The following is a 22,298-nucleotide window of genomic DNA, read 5'->3' as shown; positions in this document are numbered from 1 at the left end:
GGTGACAGTGCACCCCTCCCAAAGCAAGGGCCGTTCCATCGGATACATCGGCGTACAGGCGGCTTCACGGGGGCTGTCCATAATCGGCAGCTTTTCAACCACCGAGGTGTTTCGTGAAGTCATTTGTCTGTGCCGCGCTCGTGTCCGTATTTGCCATTCCCGCAGCCTTTGCGCAGTCCGCGGCAGTCACCACGCCCAGCGGCCTGATCTACCAGTCGCTCAAGGAAGGCACCGGCGCATCGCCCGCCGCCACCGACGTGGTCAAGGTGCACTACCGCGGCACCTTCCCCGACAGCGGCAAGGAGTTCGACAGCTCGTACAAGCGCGGCGAACCCACCGAGTTCCCGCTCAACGGCGTGATCCCCTGCTGGACCGAAGGCGTGCAGAAGATGAAGCCGGGCGGCAAGGCCAAGCTGACCTGCCCCGCGTCGATTGCTTACGGTGCGCGCGGTGCGGGCAACGGCCTGATTCCGCCGAATGCGACGCTGAATTTCGAAGTCGAGCTGGTGTCGGTCACGAAGAAATAGTGGTCGCAGCCGGTTGGAGCCGGCTTGGGCAATGGGCGGTGCGTGCAGTCCATCACGCTGCTCGCCACGCAATAGTTGCCCGATTCTTTCCCCCTGTTTTTGCGCACATGGGCCTCCCACAATCCGCCGCCTGACTCCTGATCCACAGGAGCGGCTTCTGGGAGGAATACATGTCCGCATTCAGTGCTGCGCCAACGCGCACGCTCGACATCAACAGCACCGCCGTTCCGGTGTTTCTGGGGCGGCCGGCGCTCAAGCCGGTTCGTTTGTCGGGACGCGAAGGCGTCAACCGCTTGTTCGAGTACGAGCTGCTGCTCAAGAGCCCCGACGCACTCAACCTTGGCGCGAGCGAGGCTGCCGATCTCGGCCGCAATGCGCAGGGAGTTGTCCAACATGGCTAAGCAGGAAAAGAAAAAGCCAGGATCGGTGGCTGGAACCATCCTGTGGGTGGTTCTTGCGCTCCTCGTCGTGCTTTGCGGGCTCTATTGGGCGTTCGTGTGTTTCGTCATGTGCGGTCGGACAGGTTGAGAGCACCATGAGCGCCAAACAAATCATCGAGGACCACGACAAGTGGCGAAAAGGCGCAGGCGGTGCGCCGGCGGGTCTTTCCGGCCAGAGCGATGGCAAGGCCTACGCCGGCCTGGACCTCAACCTGATCACCTTCTCGTCCAGCGCCTTCAGTGGCAGCAGCTTCACTGCGACCACTTTTCAAGATGCCGTCTGGACCGCATGCCAGTTCAGCGGTTGCTCTTTCAGCCAGTGCGACATGCAGCGCATCGCGATCAGCGGATGCACCTTCGTGGACTGCACTTTCAGCGCCTCACAGTTGAAAGCCAGCACGCTCAGCGACTGCACCTTCACCCGGTGCAACTGGACCGCACTCAATTTCGATGCGAGCCAGTGGTCGCGTTTGAAGTTGCTCGAATGCCGAGGCACGCAGGTGAGTGCGACCAACCTGCAGGGCGAGCAGGTTGACTTCACAGGCAGTCAGTTTGAAGACATGGAACTGACCAACGCACGAATCAACTGAGGCTGCAGGATGCAGCCGTCCCCACTCACCCCGGCTGGTACTGATACAGCCAGGTCTCCGTCAACGTCTGGTCCCCGTTCTTCAGATACAGCCGCATGTCGACCGGCTCCGTGCCCTCGGGCGTGAAGTCGAACTGTGCGCGCCAGTGGCCCGGCACGCCATTCGGCACGGCTTCGGCGAAGACGTAGGAGAACTTGCCGCGCGGCGCGGTGAGCACCAGTTCGGGTTTCACGCCGAAGGGCACCGTGGTGAGCGGCTGCCCGATGAACTCCACCATGAACTTGCGCACGCCCTGCGGCCGTGGCTGGCCCGGTTGGCCGCCGCGGCCGATGCGGGTGGCGACGCAGCGCGCGAGCGGTGACGGAAAGGGCTCCTGGTCGGTCCAGTGCAGCCGGTACTGCAGGCTGTAGCTCGCGCCGGCTTTTGCATCGGCCTTGGGCACCCAGAAGGCGACGGTGTTGTCGTGGATCTCGTCGTCCGTCGGGATCTCGATGAGCTGCACCGAGCCTTCGCCCCAGTCGCCCAGCGGTTCGATCCACAGGCTGGGGCGCTTCTCGTAGTTGACGCCGTCCTGGTAGTGGTCGAAGTTGCGGTCGCGCTGCAGCAGGCCGAAGCCGCGCGGCCGGGTGTCGGCGAAGGCGGAGGCGCGGGTCTGCGTGGGGTTGTTGAGCGGGCGCCAGATGCGCTCGCCCGCGCCGTTCCAGATCGCGAGGCCGTCGGAGTCGTGCACCTCGGGGCGCCAGTCGATGGCGGTGGGCTTGATGGTTTCCGAGTACCAGTACATCGACGTGAGCGGCACCAGGCCCAGGCGCGACACGTCGCGGCGCAGGAACACGCGCGCGTCGATGTCCATGATCACGGCCTTGCCGCGCTGCATGACGAACTTGAACACGCCGGTGACGCTCGGCCCCTCGAGCAGCGCGTAGACGGTCATCGAGGTGGTGTTGCCCGCAGCGGGTGTCTCGAAATAGAAGCGCGTGAAGTTCGGGAACTCCTCGGGCTTGTCGGGCACCGCGACGTCGAGCGCGATGCCGCGCGCCGACAGGCCGTATTGGTAGAGCTCGCCGATGGCGCGGAAGTACGAGGCGCCGAGAAAGGCGACCCAGTCGTTCTTCTGCCAATCGAGCTTGCCCTGGTCGCCCAGACGGCTTTCCTGCAGGCGAAAGCCCGCGAAGCCAGCGCCGTCGGGCAGGGCGCGCGCGGGGCTGTCGGCGGGCATCGAGAAGTACGTGGGGCTGTAGAGCACCTCGCGCGCAAAGCTGTCGCCGCCGGCGGTCTCCAGCACGTGCATGCGCACCGGCGTCTGGAAGAAGCGGCCGAGGTGAAAGAAGGTGACCGGAAAGGCGCCGGGCCCGTCGCGGAAGAGGGCGTTGGCGGGGTCGAAGCGGATCTTGCCGTGCGCGTCGTAGTCAATGCGCTCCAGCACCTGCGGCGCCAGCGGCGCGGCGGCGGTGTAGGGGCGGGCCGCGAGGCGCTTGGCCTGCGCGACGAGCGCATCGAAGGAAAAGGGCGCCGGCTGGCTCAGTTGCAGGCCGTTGGCGGCCAGCGCCTCTTCGGGCAGTCCCAGGGCGGCGAGTGCGGCGGCGGCACTGCCGGCGGCGAGGAAGGATCGGCGATCAAGCATGGGTTCTTGAGGGGCGGCGAAAGCCTTTGGAGGAGAAGGGAAAAGAGAAGCGTCGGGGAGACGGGGGAAAAACAACGCCAAGCATGCCCCGGACCACAGGGTACGGCGCGTCAGCCATTCCGCGCAAACGGGGCCGGACAAGGCCCCGCGCTGTCTTGCAGCAGCGGGTGCCGATCGGGCCCTTTTCGGGGCGTCGCCGGGTATTCTCGCGCCATCGAAAGTGCCAGGAGACAAAGGACATGTACACGGAACAAGGCGGCGAAGGCGCGGACCTGCTGGTGCTGCTGCATGGCATGGGCGCGACAGGCGCGGTGTGGGCGCCGCTGTGCGCGCAGGCCGGTGCGCGCTGGCGCGGTCGCTGGCTGGCGCTCGACCTGCCCGGGCACGGCGCATCGGACCGGCAGGCCTCCTACGCCATCGGCCAGCACGCCGCCACCGTGGCGCGTGCGGTGCTGCCGCATCTGCAGCCCGAAGGCCGCCTCGTGGTGCTCGGCCATTCACTGGGCGGCGTGATCGGCCTGGCGCTCGCGACGGGATGGTTCGGCGTCGTGCCGCAAGCGGTGTTCGCGGCGGGCATCAAGGTCGCATGGAGCGATGAAGAGGTCCGCCGCATGGAGACCCTGGCGATGCAGCCTGCCAAGCGTTTCGCGACAGAAGAAGAGGCACGGGACCGCTACCTGAAGGTCTCCGGCCTGGCCGCGATCGCCGACGCGACGGCGCCCGTCGTGGCGCGCGGCGTGACGCAAGAGGACGAGGGATGGCGCCTCGCCATGGACCCGCGCGCCAATGCCGTGGGCAAGCCGCCGCTGTCCGAACTGGTCGGCCTGGCGCGCTGCCCGGTTCATCTCGGCCAGGGCCGGCACGACGCGCTGGTGACGATGGAGCAGACCCGCTCCCTCGACCCCGACGCTCGCGACCTCGGCCCGCATGGCCACAACGTGATGGTCGAGGCACCCGGCGCGGTGTGGGACTGGATGGCCTCGCTCAGCTGAGCCGGTCGTCGGCGCGGCGGATCGGCACCGTCACCCGCACCTCGGCCGCGCGCGCCCGCAGCTGGCCGCAGCCGCCGTCGACGTCCTGGCCGGCCGAGTAGCGCAGCTTCGTGAGGATGCCGCGTTCGTGCAGCGTGCGGGCCATCTGCTCGCAGCGCTCGCGCGACGGGCGGCCGAAGTCCACGCCCTCCACCGTGTTGAACGGGATCATGTTCAGCACGCCGTACTTGCCCGACAGCAGCCGCACGATGCCTTCGACTTCCTCGGGGCCGTCGTTCACGCCTTCGAGCAGCGTCCACTGGTACTGGATGGGGTAGCCGGTGGCGCGGGCGTAGTGCTCGCCCGCGTCAATGAGGGCTTCGGGCGTCAGGTTCGGCGCGCGCGGCAGGAGCTTCTTGCGCAGCTCGGCATTGGTCGTGTGCAGCGAGAGCGCCAGCGCGGGCCGCACGCGCGCCTGCAGCAGCCGCTCGAACACGCGCGGATCGCCGACGGTGGAGAACACCAGGTTCTTGTGGCCGATGTTGCCCACGGTGCCGAGCAACTCGATCGCTTCGATCACGTTGTCCAGGTTGTGCGCCGGCTCGCCCATGCCCATGAACACCACCTTGCGCACCGGCCGGCGCAGGCGCGCGAGAGCGACCTGCGCAATGATTTCGGCGCTTTCGACCTGGCGCAGCAGGCCGTCACGGCCCGTCATGCAGAACTGGCACCCGACGGCGCAGCCGACCTGCGACGAGACGCACAGCCCATCGCGTGGCAGCAGCACGCTTTCGACCGTCTGGCCGTCGGCCAGCGCAACGAGCAGCCGCTCGGAGCCGTCCGCGCCGGGGTGAACCGCATGGATCCGCGCCAGGCCCGCCAGTTCGGCCTCGATGGCCGGCAGGGCCTCCATCAGCGACGACGGGAAGAAGGTGGCCGGCAGGCGCCTGCCGCTGTTGCGTGGCAGCGCGTGCGACCACAGCCGCAGGATGCGCTGCTCGTGGCTGGGGCCGGCCCCGGCCTCGCGGAGTCGTCGTTTCAGTTCGTGGATTCGCATGCGCGGCGTGGGGCAGAGGGGCTCGGGGAGCGCCGATTGTGCACGGCGGGCATGCGAAGGCGCGGCGCGGCGCGCCGGGACGGGCGCCGCGCCTGCGGTGCGCGAGAAAGCGTGCGAAGGGGTGGGCCGTTGCCGGCCCTCCTGCCTTCGGTCAGCCCAGCAGGCCGTGCAGGATGTTCGTCACGGGCGCCAGCGCGGAGCCCGTGCCGCTGTGGTCGAGCAGGCTGGTGATCGGGGCCACGACCTCGCAGACCAGCGGCGTGACCGCGTGCTCGACGGTGTTCACCACTTCCGCGACCACCGGGGCAACCGCCGAGCTGGCGCCGGCCAGGATGTCGGCTGCGGGCACCGCGGCGCCGGATGCGGCTTGCGTGGCCTCGGCCACGACCGGTGCCACGGCATCGCTTGCATGGCAGAGCACCGACGACACCGGCTCCAGGATGTCCGCGACGGGGGCCTTGCCTCCGAGCAGGCTGCCGAGCAGGCTGCCCACGAGGCCGTCTTCGCCGACGATGCCGCCGAGCAAGCCGCCTTCGCCGCCACCGAGGACGCCGCCCAGCAGGCCGTCGTCGCCCAGCACGCCACCGAGCAGACCGCCGTCACCACCGAGGACACCACCCAGGAGGCCGTCGTCACCGAGCACGCCACCGAGCAGACCACCGTCACCACCGAGGACACCACCCAGGAGGCCGTCGTCACCGAGCACGCCGCCGAGCAGACCGCCGTCGCCGCCGAGGACACCGCCCAGCAGGCCGTCGTCACCCAACACGCCGCCGAGCAGACCGCCGTCGCCGCCGAGGACACCGCCCAGCAAGCCGTCATCACCCAGCACGCCGCCAAGCAATCCGCCGTCGCCGCCGCCGAGCAGGCTGCCCAGAAGGCCTTCGTCACCCAGCAAGCCGCCGAGCAGGCCTCCCTCGCCGCCGAGGACGCCACCCAGCAGGCCTCCCTCGCCGCCGAGGACGCCACCCAGCAGGCCGTCGTCACCGAGCACGCCGCCGAGCAGGCCACCGTCGCCACCGAGGACGCCGCCCAGAAGGCCGTCGTCGCCGAGTAAGCCACCCAGCAGGCCGCCGTCACCGTCGAGCAGTCCGCCCAACAAGCCATCGTGACCCAGCACACCGCCGAGCAGGCCGCCGCCGTCGCCGCCAAGGACGCCATTCAACAGGCCGCCGACCGGGCCTTCGGCACCGAGGATGCCGTCGTCGGCCAGCACACCGCCCAGAAGGCCGTCGTCACCGAGGACGCCACCCAGGAGACCGTCATCGCCCAAGAGGCCGCTGAGCAAGCCGTCTTCGCCGCCGAGCAGGCCGGCCAGCGGGGTCGCGTTCAGCAGGGAGCCGACCGCGCCGTCGGGGCCGAGCAGGCTGTCCACGAGCCCGTCGCCACCGAGCAGTCCGCCGGTGAGGCCTTCGCTGCCGAGCAGGCCGGACAGGGCGCCGTCGCCGCCGAGCACGCCGCCCAGGATGCCTTCGTCACCGAGGAGGCCGTTGACCAGGCCTTCGTCGCCCAGCACGCCGCCAAGCAAGCCGCCCTCGCCGCCGAGGACGCCACCCAGCAGGCCGTCGTCGCCCAGCACGCCGCCGAGCAAGCCGCCTTCGCCACCGAGGACGCCGCCCAGCAAGCCGTCGTCGCCCAGCACGCCGCCGAGCAGGCCGCCATCGCCACCGAGCAAGCCGCCCAGCAGGCCGTTGTCACCCAGCACACCGCCAAGCAAGCCGCCTTCACCGCCGAGGACGCCACCCAGCAGGCCGTCATCGCCCAGCACACCACCGAGCAGGCCCCCGTCGCCACCGAGCAGACCGCCCAACAGGCCGTCGTCACCCAGCACACCGCCCAGCAGGCCGCCATCGCCACCGAGGACGCCGCCCAGTAAGCCGCCATCGCCCAGCACGCCACCGACCAGCCCGTCATCCCCCAGCAACTGCCCGATCAATCCGTCTTCGCCGAGCACGCTGCCCAGCAGGCTGCCGTCACCCAGCAGCCCCTCGAGCACCTGGCCGACGACGCCGTCCGTGCCGAGCAGGTCGTCCACGAGGCCGTCCAGGCCCAGCGGGGTGGTGATGCCGCCGAGCAGGCCTTCGCTGCCCAGCACGTTCTCCAGCGCATTGCCCAGCGCGTCGGTCAGGTAGTCGACCTGGCCGATCAGCGAGCCGACGAGGGCATCGGTCAGGCCTTCGCCGAGCAGGCCGTCGACCACGGGGGTCAGCACGCCGCCCACGTGAACGGCAATGTTTTCGACCGCGTTGTCCACCGGTTCGAACTCGTTGGGATCGTTGGCCTTGAACTCCTCGCCGGTGACCGGCGAGAGCAGGTCGTCGACCAGGTCGGTGAGGCCGTCGGCCACGGGCATCAGCGAGGCCAGCGTGCCCGACGAGCCGGAGGCGCTGCGCACGTTGGTCGCACCGCCGCCCAGGCCGAGCGCGTTGTCGAGGGCGCCCAGCAGGTGCCCGGCGAGGCCGTCGCCCGGATCGAGCAGGTGGTCTGCGTCGGCATCGGCATCCGCGTCCGAATCGGCGTCCGCATCAGCGTCGGCGTCTGCATCCGAATCCGCGTCGGCGTCCGAATCGGCATCGGCATCGGCGTCTGCATCCGAGTCGGAGTCGGCGTCTGCATCGGCATCCGAATCGGCATCCGCGTCGCTGTCGCCGATGCCCGAGACGAACAGCGGGAACCCGCCGCCGTCGCCGCCGCCACCGCCGCTCAGCGCGGCGCCCAGGCCGATGGCGCCCAGTGCGCCGAGTGCGAATTCACCCAGGCCGATGCCGCTGCCGGCCGCGGTCTTCTTGCTCACGGCGAGCGCCGCGGCTTCCGCGTCGCTGTCGGGCGAGGTGACATCGAGGTTGCCGGCGGCCACGTCGACGTTCACCTGTTCGAGGCCACTGGACAGCTTGGTCGAGGTGATGGTGGCGTCGGTGCCACCCGCGAACACGCCGGCCAGCGGCGCCTTGTTGGTGGCCGAGCCGGGGAAGAGCACGTTGGCCTGGCCGCCGTCGGGCACGATCACGCGGTCGCCGGCGATGAGGGTCTGGTTGCCGTCCACCGGCATGCGAAATCCGTCGCGCATGACCACCGTGCCGGGCGTGGCGTTGGACAGGGTGCCCAGGCTGTTCGGCCCGGCGGGCGCGGCCATGGGGGCGCTCGAGGCGACAGGGCCCAGGGGGGTGACGCTGGCCTGTGCAAGCACCACGGGGGCGCCGCTTTCGGCGGCGGCGGGGATCGAAGCGATCGGCGATACGGTGGTGGTCATGCGGCCTCCTCGTCAAATAAATGACTACAGAGGGCAACATGCGTGCCGCCTTTGACTTCAGCCGTCAGCAGCGGGCCGGAAACGCCGTATCTCTTTGATTCGAAACGATTTTTTGTGCTAATGGCCCTGTCAAGCCAATGGTGCAAAACGGGCAGCTGCCGTCACTCGTTACGTAACACGGCGCGCGCTTTGGCCGGAACGCCGGGCGCGTTCTGCGCGGTTCAGCCGCGCAGCCGGACCTGCAGGCTCTTCAGGTTGGCCAGCCACGCAAGGTAGTCCTCGTCGTCCTCGCCCAGCTCGGCCCAGGTGTCGTGCCCGTCCGCATCGGGGTCGTCGAGGATGGCCTGCAGCGCGTCGGCGGCGGCATGGCGCAAGTCGGCCGGCGGCGCGGCCTTGCCGGCGCACCAGTCGACGGCGTCCGGGTGTGCATCGGCGCTGCCATGGCCGGCGAGCAGCGCCAGCACTTCGGCCGCGGCGACGGTGCCTTCGGTCGACCCTGAATCCAGCGTCTCGCGGATGAAGGCGAGCGCGTCATCGGCTTCCTGCAGTTCAGCCAGCCAATCGAGTGCCTCGTCGTTGCCGAAGCCTGCTGTCGACCATGTACCCATTCGTTTGACTCCCGTGTGTGGCGTGTCGCGGTGCGGCCACGGTTTGAAGATGCGCTGATGCTAGCGGGGCGAATCTCGTGATCGCGCGGCCTCGCAGAATTCGTCAGAATGCCAGGCGACGCTTCCCAGTAGCATGGCCGCGCTCCTGACATGGGGGCGCGTGATCATCCAGTCCGTGAGCCGCCGGGGAACACTTCCCTTGGGCCGGCGTTGCGGCGGTGTCCTTCCAGGACACGCCGCGGTCACGGCCGATCTGCCGTGCATGGCCCACGGAAGCAGATGCCGGGCCGCTTACCCATTCACAACCACGGTTTCAGGGAGAGATTCAGCATGTCATTCGTTTTTTCGTCGTTCACCGATCACCTGGGCGCATTGCCGCCCGAACGCGCGCGCCACGGCGATGCCTTGCGTGCGCGCGTGCAGCAACAGGTGCAGGCACCGTTGCATGCCGACCTGTCGGCCTTTGCCTTCCTGCCCGACCAGGCGGACCACCCCGACCACGAAGATGCGCCACAGGTGTTCGCGCAGGCGGTCGAGCAGATGTACCTGCCCAGGCCGTGGCTGGGCGACGAGATTCCGCTCTTCTTCCTGGGCTACCACGCGATGAACCGGCTCAGCGGCAAGCGCACCTCGCAAGGGCTGCTGCTGACCGACCAGGCCGTGTACGTGCAGGACGACTTCACCGTGCTGTCGGCCGCACCGCCACCGGCGCAGGGCCATGCCTTGCCGGCGCGCGCGGACGATGCACCTTCGTTCGTCTCGACGCTGCTCGCGCGCTTCAAGGCGTGGAAAGACTGGTCCGGCGTGGCCGACGTGCCCGAGCCGGTGCTGCTGAAACGCTGCGGCGAACTGCTGGCGCCGACGGTCGCGGCGGTGCTCGCGTACCACGCGGAAAACGGCAGCCAGCGGCAGGCGCAGCAGCGCGTCTGGACGCTGGCCGAGCTGGTGGCCGACCACGGTGCAGTCGACACCTTGCTCGACCCCGCCAACCCGAAGCTCGCCAAGAAGCTGGGCAAGGTGACGGACAAGTTCCAGATTCCCGCGGGCGAGACGCTGCAGTTCGCGCTGGCCGACTTTCCGCTCTTCGGCGGCCCCTACGGCGTGGCGCTCACCGCGCAGGCGCTGTACGGCAAGGACCTGATGGAGTCGCCGCTGCGCATCGCGCTGGAGCGGGTGGAGGTGCGTGCGCTGCAGATCGGAGAGAAGGGCGACCAGCTGCTGACGGGCTCGACCCCGCCGATGGCGCTGCCCGCGCACATGAAGGAATCGCTGCGCGCACCTTTCCTTGCGTTCCTGCAGCAGGAGGTTGTGCGCCTGCAATCGAAGGCCTGATCCGCCCGCGCGCCATTCAACAAGATTCGGAGGAGTTTTCATGGGGTTCAAGGACACGCTCGCGCACGCGATGCTCGACAACGACAAGCTCAAGTTCGACGCCGCAGCGCCCGCGCTTTCCGCGCAGGAGCAATGGTTGGTCACGCTGAGCACGCCGCTGTCGGCCTTCAACGGCGACTGCGTGAACGCGGTGCTCACCGGCAAGGACAACGACACCCTGCGCGAAGGCATCGCGCAGGTGTGGAATGTGAGCGACCGCGCGAGCTTCGAGCAGACCGCGCGCTGGCTGACCGAGGAAGGGCAGCGCGCGAAGTACCTGCCGGCCTGGAAGGCCATCGGCGCGATCGATGCGGCGGTGCAGTCCACGCCCGGCGTGCTGCGCCTGGTCATGGACGCGTGGTTTCCCGCGTTCTTCCAGATCAAGGCGCGCGAGCACCTGGACATGCGGGCGCTGTCCGCGCAGACCGGGCACTCGAGCGCCGAGCTGAGCCAGCTGATGACGGGCAGCCAGAGCTGGGTCCAGGCCCTGCGCAAGCACTTCGGCGTGGCGCCGGATCAGCTGACGAGCCTGGTGGCCTGGGACGCGGTGCGCCTGGCCAACCTGTCGCGCTGGGCCGTGCAACTGGGCTTCATCGAACGCGCGGAGTTCGCGGACTTTGCGGGCGGCCTGGCATCGCAGGTGCGCGCGGCCTATGCCAATTGGTCGCAGGTGAGCGCCGCCTACATCGCGGCGGGCCTGATCTGGCAGTACTCCGATGCGCGCGAAGAGCACCTGCTGCGCACCAACCGCCTGCTGCTGAGCGACACGCGCAGCCCGTGGCGCAGCGTGCCTTTCGCCTGAAGAGGTCCTAGTCCTTCGCCCTCAGCGCGTACACCGCATAGATCGGCACGCCGAGAAAGAACAGCACCATCGGCGCGAACAGCGTGTAGGGCCAGCCGATGCCTTCCATCACGCGGTAGGTGCCGTCCAGGTGCAGGCGCGGATGGGGTTGCGTGAGGTCTTCGTACCGGCGCAGGCCCCACTGGAACTCCGCGCCGGTCGCGCGCACCGAAGGATGCTGGCGCGCGCGGCCCACGGCCAGCCAGCACATCGCATCGAAGGCCAGCACCGAGCCTTGGGGCGCGCGTTCGCCGAAGGTGGTGAACACGGCGCTCACCTGCTCGGGCGTGAGGTACATCAGCACGCCCTCGGTGAACAGGAAGACCGGCTGCGCCTGGCGCTTGCGCGGCAGGCCGAGCTGCTCCCACCAGCCGGGCGCGGTGAGGTCGAGTTCGCGCAGGTCGTGGCGCGGATGCGTTTCGGGCAGCAGCTCGCGGCGCAGGGCCAGCACCTCGGGCAGGTCGGCGTCGGTCATGCGCGACTTGCCGTCGTCCAGCCATTGGAAGTAGTGGCTCAGGCCGCAGCCCAGGTTCACGACGCGTGCGCCGGGGTGCAGCTTGAGGAAGTCCTGCGCCAGGCTGCGAAAGCGCCGCGTGCGCGCGAGGATGCCGTAGATGGTCGTGCGGTCGTCGGGCAGGGCATGGTCGTCGTCGCGGATCTGCTCGAGGATGCCGGCGGCGTAGGCGTCGCGCACGGCCATCTGCGGAAAGAGCGCATCGCCCGAAGCCCGCGCGGCCAGCGGAATCCGCAAGGTGGACGGCACGGCCGAGAGCTTGCGCGCGGGTTTGCCGGTGGTCATGAATGCGGGGGCAGGGCCATGCACAAAGTCTGGCCGGTCCCGCGCGTGCGGGCAAGTCAGTCTTTGGTGTTGCCCGCGGGCGGGCGCTGGCGTGCGAGGTGGCGGTACACGGTGCTGCGGTGAACGCCGAGCCGGCGGGCCGCGCGCGCCACGTCGTGGTCGCAGGCGCGCAGGGCTTCGTCGATCGCGTGGCGCGTGATGGTCTGCAGGGGCGCGTTGGGTTGCGACAGTGTGGCTTCGCTGAAGTCGGCAACGGGTGCGGCGTCTTGCAGGTGCGCGGGCAGCGCATCGGCTGTCACCGCATCGCCCGGGTCGGCCAGCGCCACGAGCGCACGCAGCACGCTGCGCAGCTCGCGCACGTTGCCGGGCCAGCGGTAGGCGGCCAGGCGTTCGAGCGCATCGTTCTCCAGGCACAGGTGCTTGGCGGCGCCGCCCGATTCGAGGAACAGCCGCGCGATCAGCGCGCGCCGGTCGGCACGCTCGTGCAGCGCGGGCAGGGCGACGGTGAAGCCGGCCACGCGGTACATCAGGTCGGCGCGAAAGCGCCCCGCCTCGACCAGCGCGGGCAGGCCGGCGTGCGTGGCGCAAATCAAATCGAAATCGACCGCCACGCCCTGGCCGCCGCCCAGCGGCGTGACCACGCGGCCTTCGAGCACGCGCAGCAGGCGCGTCTGCAGCGCGAGCGGGATCTCGGCGATCTCGTCGAGAAAGAGCACGCCCCCGTGCGCTTCGCGGATGCGCCCCGGCATGCCCTTGCGGCGCGCGCCGGTGAAGGCGCCTTCTTCATAACCGAACAACTCGGCCTCGATCAGCGTCTCGGGCAGCGAGGCGCAGTCGACCGCCACGAACGGGCCCGCGCTGCGGCGGCTGGCAGCGTGAAGGCGGCGCGAGAACACCTCCTTGCCGCTGCCGGTCTCGCCGTTCACGAGCACCGGCACGCCTTCGTTGAGCACGCGCACGGCGCGCGCCAGCAGCGGGCGCACGACGTCGTCGTTGTCGACGGGCGCGGCGTTCGCGGCCATCACCTGCCGCGCGCCGGTGCGGCCCGTGCCGCTGTTCGCCGTGCCCGTGCGCTCCATGACGGTCGCGATCTGCCGTCCGCCCGGCAGCGTGAGCAGGCTGCGCCGGTGCTCCATGCGCGGCCACTGCGCGCCCAGGAATTCTTCGGCGTCGAGGTCGAGCAGGCCCTCCCACGTGCGCCCGAACAGGTCGAGTGCCACGCGGTTGGCCGCCACGATGCGGCCGCCCTCGATCACCATCAGGCCTTCGCGCGCGGTGCCGATCAACGCCGGCCGCGCATGGAAGCGCAGCACGTGGCCCGAGGCCTCGGCCAGCAGCATGCGGTGCTCTACTTGTTGTGCCGCCATGCGCACCAGGCCCAGGGCGTGGTGGTTCACGCGCGCGGTCTCGCCCGAGATGTCGAGCGCGCCGGCCAGTTCGCCGCGCCCGTTGAAGATGGGCGCCGCCGCGCAGCCCAGCCGGCCGTTCTGTGCGAGGTAGTGCTCGCCGCCCAGCACCATCAGCGCCACACGCTCGGCCAGCGCCGTGCCGATGGCGTTGGTGCCGCGGTGGCTCTCCGACCATTCCACGCCGGGCTGCAGCGCCACGCGCTGGGCCTTGGGCAGGAAGTCGGGGCTGCCGATCTCCTCGAGGATCAGGCCGCTGGCGTCCGACAGCGCGACGATGCAACCGTTGCCCACCGCGTGCTCGGCGAGCCCGTCGAGCTCGGGCTGCGCGCAGCTGAGCAGGCGCATCGCCTGCTCGCGGCGCTCGTTCAGCAGCGACGGCGCCATCGGCGTGGGGTCGATGCAATGTGGGTCGACCGGCCGGCTGCGCTGCCACGAGCGCGAGATGTGCGGCGCGATCCACGGCGCCGGGTCGCGGCCCTGCGCGAAGAACAGCTCGCGGGCCTGCGCGACGCTGACCGAGGGGGCGGAAGCTTCACTCATCTTGCGGAACTCCGTGGGCGGGATTGCCGGCGATTCGCCTTGTGCGACATCGTAGTCGCCGCCGTCGCGCCCATCTGTCGCAGATTGCGAATGGAAACCCTCTGCGCGGGCCGCGCCCCTGTGGCGCGGGGCTTGGGGATTGTCCCGATCCGCGCGGGTATGCCGCTTGCGGTGCCTGTGCGGGCCGCCGCATGTCGCGGTGCCGCCTGTTCACACCTTACCCAACGGAGACAACCCATGGACATGCTCGAACCGGGCAAATTCGGTACCGCGGTGCCTTTCAAGAAGCGCTACGGCAACTACATCGGCGGCGAATGGGTCGCGCCGGTGGAGAACCAGTATTTCGGCAACATCACGCCCGTCACCGGCAAGGTCTTCTGCGAAGTGCCGCGCTCCAGCGCCGCCGACATCGAGCGCGCGCTCGACGCCGCCCACAAGGCCAAGGCCGCCTGGGGCCGCACCTCGACCACCGAGCGCGCCAATATCCTGAACCGCATCGCCGACCGCATGCAGGAAAACCTGGCCATGCTGGCCGCCGCCGAGACCTGGGACAACGGCAAGCCGATCCGCGAGACCATGGCCGCCGACCTGCCGCTGGCCATCGACCACTTCCGCTACTTCGCCTCGTGCGTGCGCTCGCAGGAAGGCGGCATCAGCGAGATCGACCACGAAACCTTCGCGTACCACTTTCACGAACCCATCGGCGTGGTCGGCCAGATCATTCCGTGGAACTTCCCGATCCTCATGGCTGTGTGGAAGCTCGCGCCCGCGCTGGCGGCCGGCAACTGCGTGGTACTGAAGCCGGCCGAGCAGACGCCGGTGTCGATCCTGGTGCTGATGGAGGTCATTGGCGACCTGCTGCCGCCGGGCGTGCTCAACGTGGTCAACGGCTTCGGCGTGGAAGCGGGCAAGCCGCTGGCGTCGAGCAACCGCATCGGCAAGATCGCCTTCACCGGCGAGACCACCACGGGCCGGCTGATCTCGCAGTACGCGAGCCAGAACCTCATTCCGGTCACGCTGGAGCTGGGCGGCAAGTCGCCCAACATCTTCTTTGCCGACGTGATGGAGCGCGACGACGCCTTCTTCGACAAGGCGCTCGAAGGCTTCACGATGTTCGCGCTGAACCAGGGCGAGGTCTGCACCTGCCCGAGCCGCGCGCTGATCCAGGAGTCGATCTACGACCGTTTCATGGAGCGCGCACTGAAGCGCGTGGCCGCCATCAAGCAAGGCAGCCCGCTCGACGCGGCCACCATGATCGGCGCGCAGGCCTCGAGCGAACAGCTGGAAAAGATCCTGTCGTACTTGGACATCGGCCGGCAGGAGGGCGCGCAGGTGCTCATCGGTGGCGAGCGCCAGCAACTCGAAGGCGACCTGGCCGACGGCTACTACGTCAAGCCGACCGTGTTCCGCGGCCACAACAAGATGCGCATCTTCCAGGAAGAAATCTTCGGCCCGGTCGTGTCGGTCACCACCTTCAAGGACGAGGAAGAGGCGCTGTCGATCGCCAACGACACGCTCTACGGTCTGGGCGCCGGCGTGTGGAGCCGCGACATGAACCGCGCCTTCCGCATGGGCCGCGGCATCCAGGCCGGCCGCGTGTGGACCAACTGCTACCACCAGTACCCGGCGCACGCGGCCTTCGGTGGCTACAAGCAGTCGGGCATCGGCCGCGAGAACCACAAGATGATGCTCGACCACTACCAGCAGACCAAGAACCTGCTCGTGAGCTACAGCGAGAACAAGCTGGGCTTCTTCTGATGACCGGCGAGGTCCTGCGCGTCACCGCGACCGACGCGGCGCTCGCGCTCATCGACGACCTCGCCGCCAAGCACGGCCCGCTGATGGTCCATCAGTCGGGCGGCTGCTGCGACGGCAGCGCGCCCATGTGCTACGCCCAGGGCGAGTTTATCGTGGGCGACTACGACCGGCTGCTGGGCCACATCGGCGGCATGCCGTTCTACATCAGCGGGCCGCAGTTCGAGTACTGGCAGCACACGCAGCTGATCATCGACGTGGTGCCGGGGCGCGGCGGCATGTTCTCGCTGGAAGGGCCGCTGGGGGTGCGCTTCCTGACGCGCTCGCGGCTGTTCACGGAGGCGGAGTGGGCGGTGCTCGAGGCGGAGGCGGCGGGGTAGGGGCCCGGCCGGTCGTCAGTTCGACGAAGCGAGCAGCTGCCGCACCAGCAACTGCGTCGCCGGCGTCAGCGCCGCGCCCGTCTTCGTCGCCATCAGCAGGCGACGTGTGGCCCACGCGTCTTTCAGGTGCACCACCTTCAGGTCGAGCGCGGCCACCTGCGCCTTGCAGGCGGCCAGCGGCACCACGCCGATGCCGAGGTTGGCCGCGATCATGTGGCACATCGCATCGAAGCTGCGCACCTGCACGCGCAGGCGCATCGGAATCCCGGCCTGCTCGGCGGCGCGCGAGGTCAGTTCGAGCAGCGAACTGCTGCGGTTCAACCCCACGAATTCGTGCGCCAGGCAGGTCTTGAAATCGACCTGCTTCGCGCGCAGTCGGGCTAGCGGATGTGGCCTGGCGCACAGCACCACGAGCTCGTCGGTCTGGAAGGGCGCGACGTCGAGGCCGTAGGCGGGTGTGTTCTCGGCGAACACGCCGACGTCGGCGAGGCCGTCGACCAGTGCGCGCACGATGTCGCCGCTCAGCTGTTCCTCGACCTCGACGCGGATATCGGGATGCTGTCCCAGGAAAGCCGCCAGCGTGGTCGGCAGGAACTCCGTCAGCGCCGACATGTTGGCCCACAGCCGCACATGGCCGCGCACGCCGCTGGCGTAGTCGCCCAGCTCGTTGCTGAACTGCTCGAAGCCCTGGAACAGGCGCATCGCATGCTGCATCGCCACATGCCCGGCGGGCGTGAGCGCGATGCCTTGAGCGCTGCGTTCGAGCAGCTTGGAGCCTGTGGCGGCCTCGAAGTCGGACAGGCGCCGGCTCGCCGCCGAGAGCGCGAGGTGACACGCTTCCGCGCCCTTGGTGATGCTGCCCGACTGCGCCACGGCGCAGAACAGGCGCAGCGTCACGAAATCGACACGCGCGGGGTTGATGGTGGGGGCCATCGGCGGATTCTAGAGAGCGCGCCAGTGCCGAAAGTCATGCGCATGGGCTAAAAGATTTTTTGACATGTTATGTCGCTGCACCTATAGTGAATCCATCGAAGCATCGCGCGCTTCCCACGGTAGACAACCCAAAGGAGAGGTATGCAATCACTGCTGGATCAACTCGAAGGCCTCGATGTGCTGGCCGGTGCCGCGATGGGCGGGCTGTCTGTTCAGCTGCAGCCGATTCCGGGCAGTACGCCGGTGGTGCAGGTGAGCATCGAAGGGCGCGATGAGCTGCCGATCTTCGTCACCAGCTCCGACATGCAGATCATCTGCATCTGCTACCTCTGGACCGAAGAAGACGTGAAGCCCGCGCGGCGCACCGAGCTGCTCGAATCGCTGCTCGACCTCAATCCGTCGGTCCCGCTGTCGTCCTTCGGGCGCGTGGGTGGCCGTTACGTGCTCACGGGGGCGCTCGGGCGCAACGCGAGCGTGGAAGACATCGCACGCGAAGTGGCCGTGCTCAGCGACAACGCGCTCGATGCGCTCGACGCCTTGTCCGAATTCCTGAATTAAGCGGAGATCATCATGACAGTCATCAAGAAGCTGGTCACCTTGCTGCGCGGCAGCGCCCGCGAAATCGGCGAGAGCGTGATCGACAGCAACGCCACGCGCATCTACGAGCAGGAAATCATCGACGCCAAGCACAGCATCGAGAAGGCCAAGGGCGACCTCACGGGCGTGATGGCCAAGGAGATGCAGTCGGCCCGCGAAATCGAACGCCTGAAGGGCGAGGTCGCGCGCTACGAAGGCCTGGCGCTCGAAGCGCTCAACAAGACCCAGGAAGGCCTGGCGCTCGACGTGGCAGCCAAGGTCGGCACGCTCGAGCAGGAGCTCGAGGAGCAGGCCAAGGCCCATGCTTCCTACGCGCTGCAGGTGTCCCGGCTCAAGGACCTGATCAAGTCGGCCGAGGCGCGCATCCGCGAGCACGAGCGCGAGATCGGCATCGCCAAGACCACCGAGAGCGTCTACCGCGCCACGCAGTCGATCTCCGAGAACATCGGCAGCGGCGGCTCGCGTTTGGCCAGTGCGCGCGAGTCGCTGGAACGCATCCGTTCGCGCCATGAGGATTTGTCCGATCGCATGGCGGCGGGCCAGCAGCTCGAGGACGAGTTCGGCCACAGCGCGCTCGAGAAGAAGCTGGCCGCGGCGGGCATCGGCAACGATGCCGACCGCACCGGCAAGGTGATGGAGCGCATCCGCGCCCGGCAGGCCAAGCCGGCCGAACCGCCCAAGCCGTCCGAACCGGCGTCGGAGTGACGATGGTGCGGGTCAAGCCGGTACGCTGGCAGGGCTCGGACGAGGCGATCCGCGCGGTCCAGGTGGCCTTCGACGTGGAAGAGGCCGTGCTCGAGGCCGTGCGCACCGCGGCGTTCGAGCAGCATGTGTCCACGCCCGACCAGATCCGGCAGGTGCTGGGCCTGGCGACCACCTCGAAGCCGAAGCGGCCGCGTCTCACGGTGTCGTTGAACACGGCCGACTACGAATTTCTGGCGGCGCGGTATGGTCTGTCACCTGACGACCGCCTGGCCATCAAGGAGAGGGCCACGCGCGAACTGATTGCCTTTGCAGGCAAGGCGAACAAGAAGAACACCGGCACGAAGAAGCCGGGCGGCAGGTAAGAAGAAAAGAGAACAACAACCAACCCGCACGCGGGAGGATCAATGGGCGATTTCATGGGAGCGGTGACGGGGTACCCCACCGCGATCTACACGGTGCTGCTCGGCGTCGTGGTGATCTATTGGGTGCTCGCGGTGGTCGGCATGGTCGACTTCGAGAGCAGCGGGATCGACGTCGACCTGCAGACGCATGCCGACGGCGACACCAGCGACATGGGCCAGATCGCGAGCTACGTGGTCGCCTTCGGCCTGAACGGCGTGCCGTTCTCGGTGGCCGTGAGCCTGCTGGTGCTCGTGGCCTGGACGCTCTCGTGCCTGGGCGGCGAGTGGCTGCTGCCGCTGGTGCCGACGATGGTGCTCAAGCTGGTGGCCGGCACGGTGCTGCTGGTGGCCAGCGCGGCCCTCGCCATCCCGGTGACGGCCGTGGCCATCCGCCCGCTCAAGGGCCTCTTCGTGAGCCACACGGCCGTGAGCAATGCGGCGCTCGTGGGCCAGGTCTGTCGCGTCGTCACCGGCGTGGTGAACGAGAAGGACGGCCGCGCCGAAGTGGCGCGCCGTGGCGCCAGCCTCAACATCCGCGTCTGGGCGCCCACGCCCAATGCCCTCAAGCGCGGCTCGCACGCGCTCATCCTCGAATACGACGAGGTGGCCGCGCGCTACCTCATCGCGGCGCACGAAGACATCGTCTGAGAAGGCGTGAACGAACCCGCCATGTCCGCTCATCGGCCACGACGGATTCATTCACACCTTCTGCCCGCGCGCATCCCTCACCCAAGTTCGTTCGCTCGCTCTTAAAGCATCTGGAGAAAAAATGGAGCCCATCATCTTCGCCGTGGTCATACTGGCCGTCGTCATCCTCGGCCTGTTCGCGATGTTCGCCAAGTTCTATCGCAAGATCGAACAGGGCCACGCCCTCATCGTGAACACGCTGCGCGCCGAGCCCGAGGTGACCTTCACCGGCCGCATGGTCTACCCGATCATCCACAAGGCCGAGCTGATGGACATCTCGGTCAAGACCATCGAGATCGACCGCTCGGGCAACGAAGGCCTGATCTGCCGCGACAACATCCGCGCGGACATCAAGGTGAAGTTCTTCGTGCGCGTCAACAAGACTGCCGACGACGTGCTGAAGGTGGCGCAGGGCATCGGCTGTGCGCGGGCCTCCAACCACGAGACGCTCGAAGAGCTGTTCTCCGCCAAGTTCTCCGAAGCGCTCAAGACGGTGGGCAAGTCGATGGACTTCGTCGACCTGTACCAGGCGCGCGACGGCTTCCGCGACGAGATCATCAGCCAGATCGGCAACGACCTTTCGGGCTACGTGCTCGAAGACGCCGCCATCGACTACCTCGAGCAGACCCCGCTGTCGGAGCTGGACGCCAACAACATCCTCGATGCGCAGGGCATCAAGAAGATCACCGAGCTGACGGCGGTCGAGCACGTGCGCACCAACGAACTGCGCCGCAACGAGGAAATGCAGATCAAGAAGAAGAACGTCGAAACGCAAGAAGCGCTGCTCGAGCTCGAGCGTCAGCAGGCCGACGCCACCGCGCGCCAGCAACGCGAAATTGCCAGCGTGCGCGCTCGCGAAGAAGCCGAAACCTCCAAGATCCAGTCCGAAGAGCGCACCAAGTCTGAAACCGCGCGCCTCATGGCCGAGCAGTCGGTCTCGGTGCAGCAGGAGAACGTGCAGCGCGAGAAGGAAGTGGCCGAAAACAACCGCAAGCGCGCGGTGGCCATCGAGGAAGAAAAGGTCACGCGTGCCCGCGACCTCGAAATTGTCGATCGCGAGAAGGAAGTGACCCTGCAGCGCATCGAGAAGGACAAGGCCGTCGAAGTGCAGAAGAAGGCCATTGCCGACGTGATCCGCGAGCGCATCGTGGTCGAGCGCACCGTGGCCGAACAGGAAGAAGCCATCAAGGAACTGCGCGTGGTGGCCGAGGCCGAGCGCACCAAGAAGTCGGTCGTGATCATGGCCGAGGGCCAGGCCGAAGAGAAGATGGTGCTCGACGTGAAGGCCGCCGAAACGCAAGAGAAGCGCGCCCGCCACAAGGCCGCCGAAGAACTCACGCTGGCCGATGCCAAGCTCAAGGTGGCCGAGCGCGACGCCGAATCGAAGAAGCGCGAAGCCGAAGGCGTGGAAGCCATTTCCGCCGCACCGGGCCTGGCCGCCGCCAAGGTCGAAATTGCCACGGCCCAGGCCAAGCTCGCAAGCTTCGAAGCCGAGGCTTCGGGCAAGGAAAAACTGGGCCTGGCCGACGTGCATGTGCGCCAGGCCGATGCCGACGCGATCCTCAAGGCAGGCCAGGCCGACGCGCAGGTCATCGAGGCCCGTTCGCAGGCCGAAGCGGCCGGCATGCGTGCCAAGTTCGAGGCCGAAGCCTCGGGCAAGGAAAAGCTCGGCCTCGCCGAAGTCAACGTGCGCACGGCCGACGCCGAAGCCACGCTCAAGTCGGGCCAGGCCGACGCGCAGGTGATCGAGGCGCGCTTCAACGCCGAGGCCAAGGGCCTGCACGAGAAGTTCGAGGCCATGAAGTCCATGAGCCCCGAAACCCGCGACCACGAAGAATTCCGCATGCGCCTGGAAAAGTCGCACATCGAGACCATGAAGGGCATCGACGCGCAGACCTCCATTGCCAAGGAACAGGCCGACGTGCTGGGCACCGCGCTCGCCAACGCCAAGATCGACATCGTGGGCGGCTCGGGCGACTACTTCGACAGCTTCGTGCGCTCGCTCTCCGTGGGCAAGGGCATCGACGGCGTCATCTCCAAGAGCCAGGCGGTGCAGGTCGCCTTCAAGGAACAGCTCTCGGGCGAGCGCGACGTGGTGAAGGACCTGCGCGACATCGTCGGCGCGCTGGGCAATTCGTCGGGCGAGATCCAGAACCTCAGCGTCGCCTCGCTGATGAGCAAGATCGCCAACGACGGCACCGAAAGCCAGAAGTCGGCGCTGCAGAACCTGATCTCCTCCTTCCGCAACTGAGCCGGGGGCGCGCGATGAACCCGAACCTGAAGTGCAGTTGCGCCGCCCATGCCGCGATGCAGCCCGTCGCGCTCGCTGAAGCCCTGCTCGGCGTGCAGTGCGGCGACTGCCACGGCATGGTGATGGACATGGACGACTGGCGTAGCTGGAAGGCCGCCGATCCGAAGCGCGTGCCGCACGAGGTCGACGACGAGGTGATCGAAGTGTTCGACGTCGCCGCCGTGCGCCACTGCCCCGAGTGCGAACGGCTGATGCAGCGCCTGCGCGTGAGCGCGGAGCCCGACTTCCGCATCGACCGCTGCGTGGCCTGCCAGAACCTCTGGTTCGACCAGGGTGAATGGCGCGCCCTCGTGAGCCGCGGCCTGGCCGGCCGGCTCGACGAGCTGCTGTCCGACGGCTGGCAGCGCCGGCTGCAGACCGAGGAGGTGCGCGAGGCGCGCCTGGCCGCGCTGCGCCGCCGCTACGGCGACGACTGCATCGACGAGCTGGACCGCATCCGCGCCTGGCTCGACACCCAGCCTCACCGCGACGAATTGCTCGCACTGCTGCGCGCGGACTGACC

General features: G+C 68.4%; 21 protein-coding genes. 14 read left to right on the top strand and 7 right to left on the bottom strand.

The annotated features are described in order from the left end of the window. Positions 1 to 113 precede the first annotated feature (113 nt). From FFI97_RS10365 to FFI97_RS10355, 3 genes are all read left to right on the top strand, one after another. Positions 114 to 527 carry an FKBP-type peptidyl-prolyl cis-trans isomerase gene (locus FFI97_RS10365; protein ID WP_139705225.1) on the top strand — a complete coding sequence of 138 codons (414 nt, stop codon included), beginning with the start codon at positions 114 to 116 and terminating at the stop codon, positions 525 to 527. A gap of 170 nt (positions 528 to 697) precedes the next feature. Further along, positions 698 to 928: a hypothetical protein gene (locus tag FFI97_RS10360; RefSeq protein WP_260684953.1), complete on the top strand. Its 231-nt coding sequence runs from the start codon at positions 698 to 700 to the stop codon at positions 926 to 928. A 134-nt stretch (positions 929 to 1,062) separates the two neighbouring features. After that, a complete protein-coding gene (locus FFI97_RS10355) occupies positions 1,063 to 1,557 on the top strand; it encodes a pentapeptide repeat-containing protein (RefSeq protein WP_139705227.1) in 495 nt (164 codons plus the stop codon). A gap of 25 nt (positions 1,558 to 1,582) precedes the next feature. Here the strand turns inward: FFI97_RS10355 and FFI97_RS10350 are convergent, their stop codons facing one another. Then, entirely contained in the window at positions 1,583 to 3,181 is a 1,599-nt protein-coding gene (locus FFI97_RS10350) for a glucan biosynthesis protein (protein WP_139705229.1), read from the bottom strand. 239 nt (positions 3,182 to 3,420) lie between these two features. Here FFI97_RS10350 and FFI97_RS10345 point away from each other — a divergent pair, with 239 nt between their 5' ends. Then, positions 3,421 to 4,173 carry an alpha/beta fold hydrolase gene (locus FFI97_RS10345; protein ID WP_139705231.1) on the top strand — a complete coding sequence of 251 codons (753 nt, stop codon included), beginning with the start codon at positions 3,421 to 3,423 and terminating at the stop codon, positions 4,171 to 4,173. Here FFI97_RS10345 and FFI97_RS10340 read toward each other — a convergent pair. From FFI97_RS10340 to FFI97_RS10330, 3 genes are all read right to left on the bottom strand, one after another. Then, positions 4,166 to 5,209 carry an RNA methyltransferase gene (locus FFI97_RS10340; RefSeq protein WP_144004420.1) on the bottom strand — a complete coding sequence of 348 codons (1,044 nt, stop codon included), beginning with the start codon at positions 5,207 to 5,209 and terminating at the stop codon, positions 4,166 to 4,168. The two genes, FFI97_RS10345 and FFI97_RS10340, sit on opposite strands and share 8 nt — an antisense overlap. A 151-nt stretch (positions 5,210 to 5,360) precedes the next feature. After that, positions 5,361 to 8,459: a hypothetical protein gene (locus tag FFI97_RS10335; RefSeq protein ID WP_139705235.1), complete on the bottom strand. Its 3,099-nt coding sequence runs from the start codon at positions 8,457 to 8,459 to the stop codon at positions 5,361 to 5,363. A gap of 221 nt (positions 8,460 to 8,680) precedes the next feature. Continuing rightward, complete coding sequence (locus FFI97_RS10330) at positions 8,681 to 9,067, bottom strand: DUF4259 domain-containing protein (RefSeq protein WP_139705237.1); 387 nt, start codon at positions 9,065 to 9,067, stop codon at positions 8,681 to 8,683. A gap of 330 nt (positions 9,068 to 9,397) precedes the next feature. Between FFI97_RS10330 and FFI97_RS10325 the strand changes: the two genes are divergently transcribed. Together FFI97_RS10325 and FFI97_RS10320 are read left to right on the top strand one after the other, a co-directional pair. Beyond that, positions 9,398 to 10,399, top strand: a complete 1,002-nt coding sequence (locus FFI97_RS10325; protein WP_139705239.1) for a hypothetical protein — start codon at positions 9,398 to 9,400, stop codon at positions 10,397 to 10,399. Positions 10,400 to 10,439: 40 nt separating this feature from the next. Continuing rightward, positions 10,440 to 11,240 carry a DUF1266 domain-containing protein gene (locus FFI97_RS10320; protein ID WP_139705241.1) on the top strand — a complete coding sequence of 267 codons (801 nt, stop codon included), beginning with the start codon at positions 10,440 to 10,442 and terminating at the stop codon, positions 11,238 to 11,240. A 7-nt stretch (positions 11,241 to 11,247) separates the two neighbouring features. On the opposite strand, the gene FFI97_RS10315 is transcribed toward FFI97_RS10320, so the two are convergent. Both FFI97_RS10315 and FFI97_RS10310 read right to left on the bottom strand, forming a co-directional pair. Next, the gene (locus tag FFI97_RS10315; RefSeq protein ID WP_185993592.1) at positions 11,248 to 12,078 is read right to left on the bottom strand and encodes a class I SAM-dependent methyltransferase; all 831 of its coding nucleotides are present in this window, start codon (positions 12,076 to 12,078) and stop codon (positions 11,248 to 11,250) included. Positions 12,079 to 12,134: 56 nt separating this feature from the next. After that, the gene (locus FFI97_RS10310) at positions 12,135 to 14,027 is read right to left on the bottom strand and encodes a sigma-54-dependent Fis family transcriptional regulator (RefSeq protein ID WP_139705243.1); all 1,893 of its coding nucleotides are present in this window, start codon (positions 14,025 to 14,027) and stop codon (positions 12,135 to 12,137) included. 237 nt (positions 14,028 to 14,264) lie between these two features. Here FFI97_RS10310 and adh point away from each other — a divergent pair, with 237 nt between their 5' ends. After that, positions 14,265 to 15,785, top strand: a complete 1,521-nt coding sequence (adh, locus tag FFI97_RS10305; protein WP_139705245.1) for an aldehyde dehydrogenase — start codon at positions 14,265 to 14,267, stop codon at positions 15,783 to 15,785. Then, entirely contained in the window at positions 15,785 to 16,162 is a 378-nt protein-coding gene (locus tag FFI97_RS10300) for a DUF779 domain-containing protein (RefSeq protein ID WP_139705247.1), read from the top strand. Before adh ends, FFI97_RS10300 begins: the two co-directional genes overlap by 1 nt. 15 nt (positions 16,163 to 16,177) lie before the next feature. On the opposite strand, the gene FFI97_RS10295 is transcribed toward FFI97_RS10300, so the two are convergent. Beyond that, positions 16,178 to 17,095, bottom strand: a complete 918-nt coding sequence (locus FFI97_RS10295) for a LysR family transcriptional regulator (RefSeq protein WP_095947460.1) — start codon at positions 17,093 to 17,095, stop codon at positions 16,178 to 16,180. Positions 17,096 to 17,236: 141 nt separating this feature from the next. On the opposite strand from FFI97_RS10295, the gene FFI97_RS10290 reads away from it, so the two are divergent. The 6 genes from FFI97_RS10290 (at position 17,237) to FFI97_RS10265 (ending at position 22,296) form a co-directional block, all read left to right on the top strand. Further along, the gene (locus FFI97_RS10290) at positions 17,237 to 17,653 is read left to right on the top strand and encodes a YjfI family protein (RefSeq protein WP_062476391.1); all 417 of its coding nucleotides are present in this window, start codon (positions 17,237 to 17,239) and stop codon (positions 17,651 to 17,653) included. Positions 17,654 to 17,665: 12 nt separating this feature from the next. Then, a complete protein-coding gene (locus tag FFI97_RS10285; protein ID WP_139705249.1) occupies positions 17,666 to 18,397 on the top strand; it encodes a PspA/IM30 family protein in 732 nt (243 codons plus the stop codon). Positions 18,398 to 18,399: 2 nt separating this feature from the next. Next, positions 18,400 to 18,759, top strand: coding sequence for a hypothetical protein (locus FFI97_RS10280; protein WP_062476395.1), 360 nt, complete (start codon positions 18,400 to 18,402; stop codon positions 18,757 to 18,759). Between the two features lie 42 nt (positions 18,760 to 18,801). Beyond that, the gene (locus tag FFI97_RS10275) at positions 18,802 to 19,446 is read left to right on the top strand and encodes an OB-fold-containig protein (RefSeq protein ID WP_095744901.1); all 645 of its coding nucleotides are present in this window, start codon (positions 18,802 to 18,804) and stop codon (positions 19,444 to 19,446) included. A 121-nt stretch (positions 19,447 to 19,567) separates the two neighbouring features. Further along, positions 19,568 to 21,736, top strand: coding sequence for a hypothetical protein (locus FFI97_RS10270; RefSeq protein ID WP_062476401.1), 2,169 nt, complete (start codon positions 19,568 to 19,570; stop codon positions 21,734 to 21,736). Positions 21,737 to 21,750: 14 nt separating this feature from the next. Beyond that, positions 21,751 to 22,296, top strand: a complete 546-nt coding sequence (locus FFI97_RS10265) for a zf-TFIIB domain-containing protein (RefSeq protein ID WP_139705251.1) — start codon at positions 21,751 to 21,753, stop codon at positions 22,294 to 22,296. Positions 22,297 to 22,298: the final 2 nt, after the last annotated feature.

It is taken from the genome of Variovorax sp. KBS0712, from assembly GCF_006323185.2.
GTDB classification, from domain to species: Bacteria; Pseudomonadota; Gammaproteobacteria; order Burkholderiales; family Burkholderiaceae_C; genus Variovorax; species Variovorax boronicumulans.
The sequence above is the reverse complement of the archived record's forward strand: the minus strand, read 5'-3'. Positions and strand labels throughout refer to the sequence as shown.